General features: G+C 73.7%; 9 protein-coding genes. 1 reads left to right on the forward strand and 8 read right to left on the reverse strand.

What is annotated here, in order from left to right:
* Positions 1-58 precede the first annotated feature (58 nt).
* Positions 59-1,612: a GGDEF domain-containing protein gene (locus AC2CHG_RS03285; protein WP_484524121.1), complete on the forward strand. Its 1,554-nt coding sequence runs from the start codon at positions 59-61 to the stop codon at positions 1,610-1,612.
* A gap of 68 nt (positions 1,613-1,680) precedes the next feature.
* Here AC2CHG_RS03285 and prfA read toward each other — a convergent pair whose 3' ends face one another.
* From prfA to AC2CHG_RS03325, 8 genes are all read right to left on the reverse strand, one after another.
* Entirely contained in the window at positions 1,681-2,769 is a 1,089-nt protein-coding gene (gene prfA, locus AC2CHG_RS03290; RefSeq protein ID WP_366622476.1) for a peptide chain release factor 1, read from the reverse strand.
* An 88-nt stretch (positions 2,770-2,857) separates the two neighbouring features.
* On the reverse strand, positions 2,858-3,082 hold the full coding sequence (gene rpmE / locus AC2CHG_RS03295) for a 50S ribosomal protein L31 (protein ID WP_184688060.1): 225 nt from the start codon (positions 3,080-3,082) through the stop codon (positions 2,858-2,860).
* A gap of 300 nt (positions 3,083-3,382) precedes the next feature.
* Positions 3,383-6,811: a phosphodiester glycosidase family protein gene (locus tag AC2CHG_RS03300; protein ID WP_484524122.1), complete on the reverse strand. Its 3,429-nt coding sequence runs from the start codon at positions 6,809-6,811 to the stop codon at positions 3,383-3,385.
* Positions 6,812-6,950: 139 nt separating this feature from the next.
* Complete coding sequence (gene rho / locus AC2CHG_RS03305) at positions 6,951-9,053, reverse strand: transcription termination factor Rho (protein WP_484524123.1); 2,103 nt, start codon at positions 9,051-9,053, stop codon at positions 6,951-6,953.
* Positions 9,054-9,389: 336 nt separating this feature from the next.
* Positions 9,390-10,292, reverse strand: coding sequence for a homoserine kinase (thrB, locus tag AC2CHG_RS03310; protein WP_355512460.1), 903 nt, complete (start codon positions 10,290-10,292; stop codon positions 9,390-9,392).
* Positions 10,293-10,356: 64 nt separating this feature from the next.
* Positions 10,357-11,601, reverse strand: a complete 1,245-nt coding sequence (locus AC2CHG_RS03315; protein ID WP_262013870.1) for an MFS transporter — start codon at positions 11,599-11,601, stop codon at positions 10,357-10,359.
* 9 nt (positions 11,602-11,610) lie between these two features.
* The gene (locus AC2CHG_RS03320) at positions 11,611-12,432 is read right to left on the reverse strand and encodes a polysaccharide deacetylase family protein (RefSeq protein WP_262013871.1); all 822 of its coding nucleotides are present in this window, start codon (positions 12,430-12,432) and stop codon (positions 11,611-11,613) included.
* Positions 12,433-12,549: 117 nt separating this feature from the next.
* Positions 12,550-15,792, reverse strand: a complete 3,243-nt coding sequence (locus AC2CHG_RS03325; RefSeq protein ID WP_484524124.1) for an efflux RND transporter permease subunit — start codon at positions 15,790-15,792, stop codon at positions 12,550-12,552.
* Positions 15,793-15,821 lie beyond the last annotated feature (29 nt).

The raw sequence follows: 15,821 nt of genomic DNA on the forward strand, positions 1-15,821 counted from the left end.
CGTCGCGGCTCACCTCACGAGCGGGTGCGTCCGGGCGCACACCGCAGGGAGGTCGCGAGTGGGCTGGCTCGACCAGGTCGAGGACCAGGTTGACGCTCTCCGACGCGCTCGGTCACTCCAGGAGGCCAGCCGGTCCGCGGAGGCGTGCGCCCTGCTCGACCGCGTCATCCACACCACGGACGACCCGTACGCCCGCGCCGACGCGCTCGTGCAACGCCTGTCCGCGCTGATCAACCTCGGCCGGACCGCCGAGTTCACCCGGGCCGTCGAGGACGCCTCCGCCGCCGTACGGGACCTGGCCGAGCCCTACCTGCACGGGCACCTCAACGCGCTGGCCGCACTCGCCGCCCACCACCAGGGCGCGCTGGACAGGTGCGTGATGCACCTGGTCCGGGCCGCCCGCGCGCTCGGCGCCGACGACACCCCCGACCGGGACACCGCCTGGGGCTGGCACGACCTCGCGATGGCGTACTCGTACCTGAGCTTCCACGGTCACGCGCTCGGCGCGATCGAGCGGGCCCGGGAGGTCGGGCTCAGCGTCGGCATCCCCGAGGAGACGTTCGCCGCGCCCGGCATCCGGCTGCGCAACGCGGTAGCGCTCGACCACAACGGCGACAGCGACGGCTGCCTGCGCGTATTGCGCGACGTCGCCGGTGACCTGGCCCGGTTCCTGCGCGGCGGACGGGCCGGCAACCTGCGCCCGAGCAGCCTGGCCGCGTACGGCTACGCCGCCGCCCGCCGGGCCGCGCTCGGCGACCGGGTGGAGTCCGCCGGGGACGCCGACCCGAACCGGCTGCTCGGCCACGGCGGGGACAGCGCACGCGCCCGCGACCTGCGCCAGCTCGGCCAGGTCTGCCTGGCGGTGGCGGCCGGACGCCCGATCGAGGCGGTCACAAGGCTGGACGCGCTGCGGGTCTCCGACGAGACGCTCGGCGCGGCCGAGCCGCCCCGGCTGCGCAGCATCGCGCTCGCCCGGGCCGGCGACCACGCGGGCGCGCACCGGGCCGACCGGCACGCGTTCCGGCTGGCGGCGCGGCGCAGCGACCGGCTACGGGACGTCTACATCGACGGCATCGCCGCCCGGATCGACCACGAGGAGATGCGCCGCGAGGCGGCCCGGTACGAGGGCGAGGCGCTCACCGACCCGCTCACCGGCCTGCCCAACCGGCGCCGGCTGGAGCGCTACCTGGGCGCCGTGGTGTCCCGGGGCGAGCGGGTGGTGATCGGCGTCTGCGACCTCGACGGGTTCAAGGCGGTGAACACCCGCCACGGCCACCACTCCGGCGACCTGGTGCTGCAACGGGTCGCCGGGGTGATCAACCGGGTGATGCGGCGGGGCGACTTCGTGGCCCGCTACGGCGGCGACGAGTTCGTCGTGGTGCTGCCCGACACCGGCATGCCGGAGGCGGTCGAGGTGGCCCGCCGGATCGAGGCGGCGGTCCGCACCGAGGACTGGGAGTCCCTGGTGCCGGGCACGCCGGTCGGGGTGACGATCGGCTTCGCCGAGGTGGACGGCAGCACCACGGTGAGCGTGCGGGAGGCGCTCGGCACCGCGTTCGAGCTGGCCGACCGGGAGATGCTGCGCGCCAAGGCGCGGTTGCGGGCGAGCTGAGCGGTAAGGAAGGCCCCCCTGTTAACGCCTCCGGTAGAGGAGGGGCCCCCGCTTAACACCCCAAGCGGTCAGCGGCGGGACAGCTCGGTCTCGCCGGCCAGCCGGGCCGCGCGGTCCGCCTCGGCCAGCGCGTCGAGCACCCCGTCCAGCTCGCCGGCCAGCGCCAGGTCGAGGTTGTACGCGGTGTAGCCGATGCGGTGGTCGGTGATCCGGTTCTGCGGGAAGTTGTAGGTGCGGATCCGCTCGGACCGGTCCACGGTGCGGACCTGCGCCTTGCGGGCGTCCGACGCCGCCGCGTCCGCCTGCTCCTGGGCCGCGGCGAGCAGCCGGGCGCGCAGGATGCGCATGGCCTGCTCCCGGTTCTGCAGCTGCGACTTCTCGTTCTGGCAGGAGACCACGATGCCGGTCGGCACGTGGGTGATCCGGACCGCCGAGTCGGTGGTGTTCACCGACTGCCCACCCGGCCCGGAGGAGCGGAACACGTCGATGCGCAGCTCGTTCGGGTCGATGGTGACGTCGACATCCTCCGCCTCGGGCAGCACCAGCACGCCGGCGGCGCTGGTGTGGATGCGGCCCTGCGACTCGGTGACCGGCACGCGCTGCACCCGGTGCACGCCGCCCTCCCACTTGAGCCGGGACCAGACGCCGTTGCCGCCCTCCGGCACGCCCTTGCTCTTGATCGCCAGCGAGACGTCCTTGACTCCGCCCAGGTCGGAGTCCTGCGCGTCGATAACCTCGGTGACCCAGCCGTGCCGCTCGGCGTACCTGGTGTACATCCGCAGCAGGTCACCGGCGAACAGCGCGGACTCCTCGCCGCCCTCGCCGGCCTTGATCTCGACGATCACGTCCTTGGCGTCGTGCGGGTCGCGCGGGATGAGCAGTTCGGCGAGCCGTTCCTCGAGCGCCGGCAGGGAGGCGGCGATGGTGTCCGCCTCGCCGGTGAACGTCGGGTCCTCGGCAGCCAGCTCGCGGGCGGCGGCCAGGTCGGCGCGGGCCTGCTCCAGCTCGCCGGCCGCCTTGTGCAGCGGAACCAGTTCGGCGTACCGACGGCCGACCCGCCGGGCGGTGCCCTGGTCGGCGTGGATGGCCGGGTCGGCCAGCCGCTTCTCCAGCTCGGCGTACTCGTCGAGGAGGGCGGCCAGGCGCTCACTGCTCATGCTGCGGGTGCTCCTTCACGCAAGAACCGGCGGAAACGGACGAACGCCCGTGCCCGGCAGGAGCCGGACACGGGCGTCGTCGACGGAGCTACTTGGCCTTCTTGGCCTGAACCTTGGCGTACTTCTGCTGGAACTTCGCGACCCGGCCGGCGGTGTCCAGCACGCGCTGCTTACCGGTGTAGAACGGGTGGCAGGCGCTGCAGGTCTCGACGCTGATGGCGCCGCCCTTGGCGGTGCTGCGGGTCGTGAAGGAGTTGCCGCAGGAGCAGCGGACCTCGGTGGTCGCGTACTCCGGGTGGATGTTGGGCTTCATGTCGCCTCGGTCCTTTCGTCGGTGGTCGCCGGGTCGCCGTCGGTGCTCCCCGTCGTCACGACGGGCTCGGGCGTGAACCGGAACCGGTGGCCGATTGACCAGTCTGCCACGGGCGTCTTCCACCCGGCACAGGAGGTCCGCCACCTCCAACGCCGGCCCACCCGTCAGCATTCCCACCCCCACCCCACCCACTCCCCACTGACCCCGGCCCGACCCCGGCGATCATGAAGTTAGCGGCGTTTCCTGTCGCTTTTGTCCGGGCCAACTTCATGATCACCGGGGCGGAGGTCGGGGCGTTGGCTACCGGGTCGTGGTCACCTGGGTCTCGGCCTTCACTCCGTTCACCGTGACCGTCAGCTGGACCTGGGCACCGGGGCGCAGGGCGGTCAGCTTGCCGGTCACTGGGTCGAAGCGGGCGGCGTGCCAGGGGCGTACGCCCGCCGCGCCGCCGATGTGCAGGTTCGGCGAACCGGACCAGTCGGCGCTGACCGGCGCGGCCACCGGCACCTGCCGGCTGCTGGGCTGGGTGAGCGTGGCCGTGACGTCGGCCGGCGTATGCCGGGACACCTGCGCGGGTGCGGCCAGCGCGAGCCGGTCGACGTGCGCGTGCATCTCCGCGCTCACCCACTCCGGGCCCTCGGCCAGCGGGTCACGGCGGGCCCGCTCGGCCTCCCCCGGCGTCACCGGGTCCACCCCGAACTCGGTCCAGCCGGTGAACCCGCCGAGCGCGGCAGGGGTGGACGGATCCTTGCCCGAGTTGCCGTTGATCACGTACGGCACGCCGTCCACCCGGTCGGCGTGGAACGTGCCGACGTGGCCGTTGACCATGACCGCGCCCTTGCCGGTGCGGTGCTGGAAGTCGGCCAGCCACTGCTCGACCAGTGCCGCCTCCTTGCGGTCGCCGAGCTGGCTGGCCTTGGCCGGGCTCGGGTCGCGCGGCGGGTGGTGGAAGAACACCGCCACCGAGCCCACCGAGCGGTCGGCGGCGGCCTGGTCGAGCGTCCGGCGCAGCAGCTCCACCTGGTCGAACCCGCCGCCGCGCAGCGACCCGGTGGCGGTGCTCAGCGTGAGGAACCGGGTGCCCCGGTGGTCGAAGACGCGCGAGGTGTCCCCGAAAGCGCTGCGGAAGTTGTCGATCGGCGCGCCCATGATCTCGTGGTTGCCGGGCACGTAGTGGTACGGCACCTCGCCGCCCAGTTCCTCGTCCAGGATGCGCTTGGCCAGCGTGAAGTCGGCCGGGTAGGCGGTGTCCACGAAGTCGCCGTTGATGATGAGGAAGTCGGGCCGCGCGGCGCGGACCTCGCGCAGCGTACGGCGGGCCTGGGCGACCAGGTCGCTGTCCGGGTTCGCGGCGACGAACTGGGCGTCGGAGAGCACCGCGAAGCGCCAGGGCGCCCCGTCCACAGTGCCGTCGCGCAGCACCACCCGGTCGGTGCGGTTCGGCTCCGGCGGCGCCTGCACGTCCGGCGGCACCCGGGCCACCAGATCGTCGATCACCACCTCACTGCGGTACTGCTTGGCCGGGTCGGTCTCGGCCACGTAGAACCGGCGTACCCGCACCGGGTACTGCACGCCCGGCGGTACGGCGAACTCGACGTACTTCCAGCCGGTCCAGTCCAGGTACGGGCCGCGCAGCACGAACTGGGTGTCCTGCGCGTCGTGCAGGTGCAGGCTGGGCCACTCGCCGGTGCCGTTCGCCTTGATCCACATGCCGAACGCCTGCGGCTGGCCGGGTACGTCGATCCAGGCGGGCGGGTCGGCGTACGCGGCCCGGGTGCCGGTGGACTGGCTGAAGTCGTACGACATCCGCAGCCCGCCCCCGGTGTGCCCCTCGGCCGGTGCGACCGACCCGGAGGCGCGGGCCTGGCTGAACTTCCAGGACGCCGCGTCGTCGAACCCGGCCACCGGCACGTCGGTCAGCCCGACGGTCACCGGCAGGACCGTGGTGCGGTTGCCGACCCGCGCGGTGACCAGCGCCGAGCCGGTCGCGGCGAGCGCCTTGACGGCCAGGTTGCCGTCGGCGGTGGGGGTGACGGAGAGCAGGTCGCTGTCGTACTCCAGCGTCAGGTCGGCCGGCTCGATCGGCGCGGTGTTGCCCTCGGCGTCGTAGCCGACGACGCCGAACAGGCCGCTGTCGCCGGCCCGGTCCAGGCCGACCCGGTCGACGGTGCCGTCGATCCGCTGCAGCGGGCCGAGCACCGTCAGCTCGATGGTGCCCCGGGCCCGGCCGCGGGCGGCCGTGACGGTGCTGTGGCCGGGGACGGCGGCCCGGAACACGCCGTCGCCGTCGACTCGTCCGTGGGTGGCGTGCCAGCGTGGCTCGCCGGCGGCCGGGCCGTACGTCTCGTCGTATCCGGCGGCGGTGAGCCGGCGGGTGAGGCCGGGGAAGACCCGGTCCGGCCGGCCGCCGCGCACCGGCGCGACGCCGGGTGCGGCGGTCGGGTCGCTGGCGGTCTCCAGCCAGTAGCCGGTGAGCCGGCCGCTGCCCTTCGGCGCGTAGACGGCCAGCCCGTTCGGTACCGGCCGCTCGCTGCCGTCGGACGGGCTGTTCTCCACCTGGACCGTGGCCGCGCCCGGCTCCCGGGCGAGCAGCGTGGAGGAGCCGCCGCCGTCGAGGTTGAGCGCGTTCGCGGCGCCCAGCTCGGCCATCATGCGGCCCATCTCGGTCTGGGTGACGCCGCGGCTGTCCACCTGGCGGCCGTCCACCGTCAGCATGATCATCTTGCGGCCGTCGGCGGAGAAGCCGACGGCGGTGCGCGGGGCCAGCGACGCGTCGGCGATGCTCTGCACCACGCCGTCGCGGACCAGCACGTTGCCGCCACCCACGGCGGCGCGCAGGTCACCGCCGTCGGAGGCCCGCGGCCGCCAGGTCAGGTCCACCGCGTCGCCGGGACGCAGCACGGCGAGCGCGTCGGCGCCGGCCTCGCGGCCGAGCAGCACGGTGGTGCCGGCCGGGATCGGCCCCTCGCCCGCCGTGGTGGCGACGCTCGCCACCCGGCCGCCGGTCACCGTCACCTCGACCGTCCGGGTCGCGCCCTCCACGGCCCGCTTGCGGGTGTACGACCCCCAGAGCGGCGTGAACACGCCCACGCCGTCGCGCTGCACCATGTTGTTGAACTGGGTGAGCGGCACCGGCCCGGCGGGCAGCGTCGCGGTGCCCTCGAAGCCGACCTCGACGACCCGGCCGATGCCCTGGGCGCTGATCCCGACGGCGTTGGGGTGCCCGGCGACTGGGGACTGCACCAGTTCGCCGGAGCGGACGCCGACGCCCTGGGCGGCACCGGAGTTGTTGATGTCGAAGAAGTCGCCGTTCACGGCCGCGACGGCACGGGAGCGATCCACCGCGGCGCGCAGCGGCTCGTCCTTGGTGACCTCACCGGAGTTCACGTAGTCGACGGTGAGCCCGCCGGCCAGGTCCGCGGTGAGGGCGTCGGCGCGCAGCCAGCCGGCCGCGTCGTACCTGTCGAAGGAGGTCAGGTCGAGGCCGGGCGCGACCGGCCGGGTGGTCTTGGCGGTCTCCAGGCCGCCGGCCGGTTCCACACCGGCGAGCGCGACGGCGGAGTCTGGGCGGGAGGAGGCGCGTGGCGCGTCCTCGGCGGCGGTGGCGCCCGGCGGCGCGACGGCCGACGGCGCGGCAGTCGCGGCGGACGGTGGCGGCGCGGTGAGGGTCAGCAACGGCGTCAGCAGCAGGACGCCGGCGAGGCGGGCGGGTCGACTGCGGGTTCGCATGGACGACAGTCAACCCGACGGTGAACAGAAGTTTCAATACCTAGCGGCTTAACCGTAGAAAAACTTCACGACCTGCACCGGTACGCGACGAGGGGCACGGCCGATGCGGCCGTGCCCCTCGTTCGTCGGAACCGTCAGCTCACTCGCCCGGAGTGGACTTCGCGATCTGCATCAGGAACTCGATGTTGGTGCGGGACTGCTTGAGCCGGTCCAGCAGGAGGTCGAGCGCCGCCTGCGAGTCCAGCGAGTGCAGCACCTTGCGGAGCTTGTGGATGATCGCCAGCTCCTCCGGCGCGAGCAGGACCTCCTCCTTGCGGGTGCCGGAGGGGTTGATGTCGATCGCCGGGAAGACCCGCTTGTCGGCGATCTTCCGGTCCAGCTTCAGCTCGGCGTTACCCGTGCCCTTGAACTCCTCGAAGATGACCGTGTCCGCCATGGACCCGGTCTCCACAAGCGCGGTGGCGAGAATGGTCAGCGAACCGCCGTTCTCGATGTTGCGCGCCGCGCCGAGGAAGCGCTTGGGCGGGTAGAGCGCGGTGGAGTCGATACCACCCGACATGATCCGGCCGCTGGCCGGCGCCGCCAGGTTGTACGACCGCCCGAGCCGGGTCACCGAGTCGAGCAGCACGACCACGTCGTGGCCCAGCTCGACCAGACGCTTCGCCCGCTCGATCGCCAGCTCCGCCACGGTGGTGTGGTCCTGCGGCGGACGGTCGAACGTGGCCGCGATGACCTCGCCCTTCACCGACCGCTGCATGTCGGTGACCTCTTCGGGCCGCTCGTCGACGAGCACCACCATCAGGTGGCACTCCGGGTTGTTGCGGGTGATCGCGTTCGCGATCGCCTGCAGCACCATCGTCTTACCGGCCTTCGGCGGCGACACGATGAGCGCCCGCTGGCCCTTGCCGATCGGCATGACCAGGTCGATCACCCGGGTGGTGAGGATGTGCGGCTCGGTCTCCAGCCGCAGGCGCTCCTGCGGGTAGAGCGGCGTGAGCTTGTAGAACTCCGGCCGGCGCTTCGCCTCGTCCGGCTCCATCCCGTTGATGGTGTCCAGCCGGACCAGCGGGTTGTACTTGTCGCGCCGCTGCTCACCGTCCCGCGCGGCCCGCACGGCGCCGGTGATCGCGTCACCGCGGCGCAGGCCGTACTTCTTGATCTGGGACATCGAGACGTACACGTCGTTCGGGCCGGCCAGGTAGCCGGTGGTCCGGACGAAGGCGTAGTTGTCGAGCACGTCGATGATGCCGGCGACCGGGACGAGCACGTCGTCCTCGCCGACCTGCGGCTCGCGGCCGCCACCGCTGTCGCCCTCGCCCCGCTCGCCGCGGCCGCGACGACGGTCCCGGAACCGGCTGCGCCGGCCCCGCCGGCCGCCGCCCTCGCCGTCGTCGTCGCCGTCGTTGTCCCGCTCGGCGCGCTGACCACGGTCGTTACGGTCACCCCGGTCGTTGCGGTCGTTGCGGTCGCCGCGCTCGTTCCGGTCGTTGCGCTCGGCGCGCTCGCCCCGGTCGCCCCGCTCGTTGCGGTCACCACGCTCGGCCCGCTCGCCGCGCTCGGCCCGGTCACCACGGTCGTTGCGGTCACCCCGGTCGTTGCGCTCACCGCGCTCGGCCCGGTCACCGCCACGCTCGGCCCGCTCGCCGCCACGCTCGGCCCGGTCACCGCCACGCTCGGCCCGGTCGCCGCCGCGCTCACGGCCCCGGCCCTCGTTGCGCTCACCGCGCTCGGCCCGGTCACCGCCACGCTCGGCGCGCTCGCCGGTCTCGGCGGGCACCTCCTCGGCGCGCGTCGTCTCGGCCGGCCGCGCCTCGGTCGCCGGCGCCTCGGCCGGTCGGGCCTCGGTGGTCGCGGCGGCGGCCCGGCTGCGGCGACCGCGGGTACGACCCTCGGTCACCTCGGCGGCCGGCGCCTGCTCGGCGGGGCGTGCCTCGGCCCGCTCCTCACGGACCTCCGCGTGCACCTCCTCACGGGCGGGAGCAGCAGCCGCCGCCACCTCGGCTCGTGGTCGAGGGGTTCCGGCCGCGCCGCCCTGCTGCCGCTCGGTGATGGCACTGATCAGCTCGCCCTTGCGCATGCGAGCGGTACCAGAGATGCCGAGCGACGCGGCCAGGCTCTGCAGCTCCGGCAGCAGCATCGCCGACAGACCGGTGCCGCTCCGCCGGCGGCGCGTGGGGGCGGCGGTGGTGGCATCGCCAGCGACGTTGGAAACATCCGACGTCACGTCGGTGGTGTCGCTCAATGGATTCCTTCCCTCGATAGGCCGGGCTGCCCGGAGTCGTGGAACCAGGTGGCCGGGCGGCCTCGGTGCACCCGCCTCGCATGGACGCGTCGCGGGAGTCTGTGACACAGCAGCCGGTGGTTTCCCGACTCACCACCATCGGTGAGCAGGTCTCGCCGTCTGCGGCGACCTGTGGAAACTGCGGTGCGGCGTGGGCCTTGAGCAGGGGTGACGGGCTACCGCCGAGAGCTTCGGGGGTGCGCCGAACCGCAGGAAGATCGCATGCTTCGCGGCTGTGCTAGGTCTAGAGCGTAATCGCCTCGTCCGACCTGCGGCAACAGGGCCCCGCTCGGCGTGTCAAAGTCTACCCCGGATGACCCGGGCACCGCTGACATCTATCGGCAACTCCCACCGGCGCCAGTCTGTTCCCATCCGGAATCCCGCCGGGACCTCGGAGAGCGCCAACACGGTCGGCCCCGCCCCACTGACCACAGCCGCCACACCCGCCGCACGCAGCTCAGCGACGAGCGCCGCCGTGGCGGGCATCCCCGGCGCCCGCTGCTCCTGGTGCAGCCGGTCGACGGTGGCCGGCAGCAGCAGCGCGGGATCGGCGGTCAGCGCGTGCACCAGCAGGGCCGCCCGGCCCGCGTTCGACGCCGCGTCGGCGTGCGGCACGGTGGCCGGCAGCGCCGCCCGGGCCACCGAGGTCAGACCCCGCTCCGCGGGCACGAAGACGGTCGGGCGCACGGCCGGCGCCACCGGCAACGAGACCGCCCGCGCGCCACCCGGTTCGGTCCAGGCGATGGTGAAGCCGCCGAGCAGGCAGGGCGCGACGTTGTCCGGATGCCCCTCCAGCTCGGCCGCCAGGCGCAGCGCGGCGTCGTCGTCCACCCGCCGCTCGCCGCCTGCAACCAGCGCGCGGGCCGCCAGCACCCCGGCCACGATCGCCGCCGACGACGAGCCGAGACCGCGGGCCTGCGGGATGCGGTTGACGCACTCCAGCGCCAGGCCGGCCGGCTGCGCGCCGAGCGCGTCGAAGGTGGCCCGCATCGCGGTGACGATCAGATGCCGCTCGTCCGACGGAAGCTCGCCGGCGCCCTCGCCGGTGACCGACACCCGTACGCCGCCGTCTGTCACCTCGGCCGTGACGTCGTCGTGGCGGCCCAGGGCCAGCCCGAGCGCGTCGAAGCCGGGGCCCAGGTTGGCGCTGGTCGCGGGCACCCGGACCCGCACCGGGCCGGTGGTGAATGTGGTCGGCACCGGCTCATGCTAGGACGTCACCCCGACAGCCCGGCCGGACCGCCCGGAGCGTGGGACCGGCGTGTCAGCCGGTGCGCTCGGGGGTCGGCGTGTCGACCGGGTCGGTGAGCGAGAGCCGCCGGGTGGCGAACCGCCAGCCGATCGCGTACACGACGGTGACCAGGCCGCAGCCGGCCAGCACGGTGCGCTCGTCCACCCGGTCCACCACGAGCGCCACCACCAGCTGGCTCACCGCGATGGCGAGCGTCGCCAGCATCATGTCGGTGGCGAAGACCCGGCCCCGGAGCCGATCCGGCACCTCGCCCTGCAACGCGTAGTTGGACAGCACCCAGTTGCTGCCGCCGCCCAGGTGGGCCAGGAACACCAGGACCAGCACCAGCGGGAACCAGGTCACCACCGACGCGCCCAGGTAGGCCAGGCCGTACAACGACATGGACATCGCCAGGCCGGTGAGCAGCCAGGCCCGGTTGCTCAGCACCCGGCGCATCATGATCGGGCCGACCAGCGCCCCGGCGCCGCGGGCGGCGAAGAGCAGACCGGCGCCGACCGCGCCGACCCCGTACACCCCGGCGAGCAGCGGGAAGACGGTCAGCACGCCGTTGCCCAGGCCGACCGCCGACTTGACCGTCACCAGCGCCAGCACGCGCGGGCGGTGGGCGATGTAGCGCAGCGCCTCCCGGATCGCCGCCCACGTGCGCGGCGCCGTCGCCGCCGGGTCGCGCGGCGCCTGCAACGGCCGGCGGATCAGCGCGGCCAGGCCCGCGGCGGCGACCAGGCCGACGGCGGCGACCCAGAAGCTGGCGTACGGGCCGGCGACGGCGCTCAGGATCCCGCCGAGCGAGGCGCCGACCACTGTCATCGTGCCCCACGCCGAACCGGCCACCGCGTTGCCCGCGGCCAGGTCCTCCGGGTCGACCACGTTCGGAAGCGCGGCCTGGGCGGCCGGCGAGTAGAACGCCTTCGCCACGGCCACCAGCGCGATCGCCGCCAGCGCCAGCCAGGCCGTACCGGCGTTGCGCACGCCGAGCAGCAGCAGCACCCCGGCCAGCGCGCCCACGTTGGCCACCATCATCACCTTGCGGCGGTCGAACCGGTCGGCGATCGTTCCGGCGTACGGGAGCAGCAACGCGGTCGTGCCGGTGTCCACCGCCAGCACCAGCGCGCCCCAGACCCCGCTGCCGGTCAGGTCGGGCAGCAGCACCAGCAGCGGCACCATGACGAACCAGTCCGCGCCGAAGACGACCAGCTCGGCGAGGAACAGATGGCGGAAGTCGCGGTTGCGGACGAGGACCGACAGGGTGGGTGACACGCGGGCACCCTACCGGGCCGCCCCTGTCGCGGCAGCGCGGCGCAGCAGGTCGGAGACCGTGACGAAGGTGTATCCCCGGGCCCGCAGACCGTTGATCATGTCGGGCAGGCCGCGGAGCGCGACGAGCCGGGTGTCGGTGCCGACGTCGTGGCCGAGCAGGATCGTGCCGGGGCGTACGTCGGCGACGATGCGCCGGGCGTGGCCGGCCGGGTCGTGCGGGAACTCGCTCTCGACCATCTGGAGCGTCCAGAGCACCAGGCGGTAGCCCAGCCGGGCCGACGCGTACAGCACCGACCCGCCGAGGTGCCCCCACGGCGGGCGCAGCAGCCGGGGCGCCGAGCCGGTGGCCGCCGTGATCGCGTCGTGGCTGCGGCGCAGGTCGTCGTAGACCGTCGCGGCGTCCATCCGGGCCAGGTCGCGGTGCGCCCAGCTGTGGTTGCCGACCTCGTGGGCGTCCATCCGGCCGCGGACCAGCGCGGCGTGCTCGCGGGCCCGTTCACCGACCAGGAAGAAGGTGGCCGGCACCCGGTGCTCGGCGAGCGTGTCGAGCACCATCGGGGTCCACTGTGGGCGGGGGCCGTCGTCGAAGGTGAGCGCCACCAGGGGTTCCTCGGTGCGGACGCCCCAGACGACCTGCAGCCCGCCGGTGCCGACCTCCTGGTGGCGGTTGCCGAGCGTGGCGCTCGCCGGCCCGCCCGCGATCGGGAGCCTCCGGTCGGCCACCCAGGTGCTCTCAGCGGTCGCGAACGAGCCGACCGCGGCCCCGCCGAGCAGCAGCGCGGAGCGGCGCAGCACGGCACGCCGGTCCCACCGGCCCGCACCCCCCGCCATCGCACCCCCGAACCGAAAGTAGGCAGCAGTTCACTGAGCGTACCGTCCGACGCGGTTCCGGTGTGTCCCGCGCGCCGAGGCGCCGAGAGGGGCCCGCGCGGGGCCCCTCCCGGTCCGTCACTCGGTGGGCGGCAGCGGAGACTGGCGGCTCTTGGGCAGGCGGAGCACCTCGAACTGGTCGGTGCCGTCGACAAGCGCGCCCGACGGGCGGGCCGGCGGCGGCGCCACCACGGCCCGCTCCTCGGCGCGCTCCCCGCCGCCGACAGTCACCGGCACCGGGTCCGGCTCCGGCTGCGGCCCGACCGGCTCGGGAGCGCCGCCCCGCCGCCGGTTCCGGAACGAGCCCTTCGTGTGCTCGACCATCGTGTAGAGCGTCGGCACGAGCACCAGCGTCAGCAGCGTCGAGCTGAGCAGGCCACCGATCACCACGACCGCCAGCGGCTTGGAGATGAAGCCGCCCTCGCCGGTCAGGCCGAGCGCCATCGGCAGCAACGCGAAGATGGTGGCGACGGCGGTCATCAGGATCGGCCGCAGCCGGCGCCGGCCGCCCTCCACCACCGCCTCGGTCACGTCCATGCCCTGGGCCCGGTACTGGTTGATCAGGTCCATCAGCACGATCGCGTTCGTCACCACGATGCCGACGAGCATGAGCACGCCGATCAGCGCCGGCACACCCAACGGCGTGCCGGTGACGAGCAGCAGCCCGATCGCGCCGGTCGCGGCGAACGGCACCGAGATCAGCAGGATCAGCGCCTGGGTCAGGCTGCGGAACGTCGCCACCATGATCAGGAAGACGATCGCGATGGCGGCCAGCACCGCGAGACCGAGGTCCGCGAACGCGTCCGCCTGGTCGGCGCTGACGCCGCCGATCACGTACGTGGCGCCCGGCACGTCCAGCGCGTCCAGCCGCTTCTGCAGCTCCTGCGTGGTGGCGCCCAGGTTCGAGCCGGTCGCCGTGCCGGTGACCGAGACGCTGCGCTCCCCGTCGATCCGGGTCACCTGCTGCGGACCGTCCACCTGCTCGACGTCGGCGATCGCGTCCAGCGGCACCGCGCCGACCCGCAGCGCCCGCAGCTCGTCGACGGTCAGGGGCGGCCGGGCGCCGCTGCTCAGCACCACGCTCTGCGCCGTACCGTCGAGCGTCACCTGCCCGAGCGGCGCACCCCGGTACGTCTGCGCGACGAGCTGCCCGACTGCCGCCTCGGTGAGACCCGCGCGGGCCGCCGCCACCCGGTCCACAGTCACCTCGACGCGCGGCACCTGCGTGGCCAGGCTGCTGGTGACGTCCTCCACGCCCGGCGTGCCGGCCATCGCGCCCCGTACCGCCTCGGCCGCCCGGGTCAGCGTCTCCTGGTCGGCGGCCTGCACGACCACCTCGACCTGGTTGGCGGAGGCGTTCTGCCCGCCGCCGAACGTCAGCTCGCCCACCTCCGCGCCGAGCGCGTCGAACTCCTTGCGCAGGTCCTGCCGTACCGCCGCGGCGTCGGTGTCGTCGGACAGCGACAGCGACCAGGTGGCCCGGTCACTGCCGCCGCCCGCGAACGGGTTGTCCCCACCACCGGCGCTGACCTGGTAGGTCTCCACCCCCGGCGTACGCCGCAGCACCTCCTCGACCCGCGCGGCGGCCCGGTCGGTGCCGGCGAGCGAGGTGCCGGCCGGCATCTCCTGCCGGATGGCGAGCGTGTCCTGGCCGGAGTCGTCCAGGAAGTTCGTCTCCAGCTTCTGCGCCAGGCCGAACGTGCCCAGCAGCACGAGCAGCCCCAGGCCCACAGTGGCCCAGCGGGTCTTGCGCGATCGGGTGGCGAAGTCGATCACCGGCAGGTACGCCCGCTGCAACGGGTTGCGCAGCTCCTTCTCCTCGGCGGCCCGCCGGGCGGCGTCGTCGGCGCCGCCGCGCGGCCGCAGGAACCAGTACGCCAGCACCGGGATGACTGTGAGCGACACCAGCAGCGAGGCGAGCAGCGCCACCGTCACGGTGATCGCGAACGGTGCGAACAGCTGCCCGACGAAGCCGCCCACCAGGGCGATCGGCGCGAACACGGCGACAGTGGTGAGCGTGGACGCGGTCACCGCGCCGGCCACCTCGCGGACCGCGGTGAGGATCGCGTCCCGCTTCGGTTCCCCGTACTCCAGATGGCGTTTGATGTTCTCCAGCACCACGATGGAGTCGTCCACCACCCGGCCGACGGCGATGGTCAGCGCGCCGAGGGTGAGCAGGTTCAGCGAGTAGTCGCCGGACCAGAGCACGATCAGCGCGACCAGCACCGACAGCGGGATGGACACCGCGGTGACGACGGTGGAGCGCACCGACAGCAGGAACACCAGGATCACCACGACGGCCATGACCAGGCCCAGCAGGCCCTCGGTGGTCAGGCTCTCGATGGACTTCTCGACGAACGGGGCCTGATCGAAGACCACTGTCAGCTCGGCGCCGGAGGTCTTCGACAACTCGTCCAGCCGATCCCGGATCTCGTGCGAGATCTCCACCGCGTTGCCGTCCGGCGCGGCGGTCACCGCGATGCCGAGGCTGGGCTTGCCGTTGGTCCGGGTGAACGAGGTGGCCGGGGCGAGCTGCTGCTCCACGGCGGCCACGTCGCCGAGGCGTACCGGGGCGGCGGGAGCCGTGGTCAGCACGATGCCGCGCAGGTCGTCGACGGTCCGGATCGGCGTGCCCACCTGCACCGGCAGCGACCGGTCGCCGTCGGCGAGCGCACCCGCCGGCACGGCCACGCCGTTGCTCTTGAGCGCCGACGCGATGGCGGTCGGTGCCACCTTGGCGGCGGCCAGCTTCGCCGGGTCCGGCGTGATCGTCACGACCTGGTTGCGCGCGCCGGTGACGTCCACCGAGCGGACGCCGTCCAGCGCCTCCAGCTCCGGTACGACGGCGTTGCGCAGCTTCTCCGCCAGCGCCCGCTCGTCGCCGTCACCGGTCGCGGCGACCACCACTGCGGGCAGGTCGTCGGTGCTGCCGGCGATGACCTGCGGGTCGACGCCCTCGGGGAGCTGGGAATCGATCCGGTTGAGCGCGGTCTCCATCTTGTTCACGACGTCGTCCAGGTCGGTGCCGAACTCGTACTGCACCTGGACCGTCGCCGCGCCCTCGCGCGAGGTCGAGGTGACCTCGTCGAGGCCCGGGATGCCCTTGAGGCTGTTCTCGATCGGCTCGGCGACCTGGGATTCCACGATCTCCGGCGCGGCGCCCGGGTACGTCGCCACGATGAACGCGGCGGGGAACTCCAGCGACGGCAGGAGCTGCTGCTTCAGCGACGGCACGGCGAACAGGCCGAAGGCCGTGGTCACCAACGCGACGAGGGCGATCAGCCCCCGGTTGGCGAGGCTGAATCTGGCGAGCAGCGACATCGGCGTTACTCACTCCTGGAGAGGTGTCC

The organism is Micromonospora sp. ATLC20 (assembly GCF_057196585.1).

Coding starts and splice junctions, on each gene's coding strand:
- AC2CHG_RS03325 (WP_484524124.1), bottom strand. CDS start 15,792: ATGTCGCTGCTCGCCAGATTCAGCCTCGCCAACCGGGGGCTGATCGCC.
- prfA (WP_366622476.1), bottom strand. CDS start 2,769: ATGAGCAGTGAGCGCCTGGCCGCCCTCCTCGACGAGTACGCCGAGCTG.
- AC2CHG_RS03300 (WP_484524122.1), bottom strand. CDS start 6,811: ATGCGAACCCGCAGTCGACCCGCCCGCCTCGCCGGCGTCCTGCTGCTG.
- rpmE (WP_184688060.1), bottom strand. CDS start 3,082: ATGAAGCCCAACATCCACCCGGAGTACGCGACCACCGAGGTCCGCTGC.
- AC2CHG_RS03320 (WP_262013871.1), bottom strand. CDS start 12,432: ATGGCGGGGGGTGCGGGCCGGTGGGACCGGCGTGCCGTGCTGCGCCGC.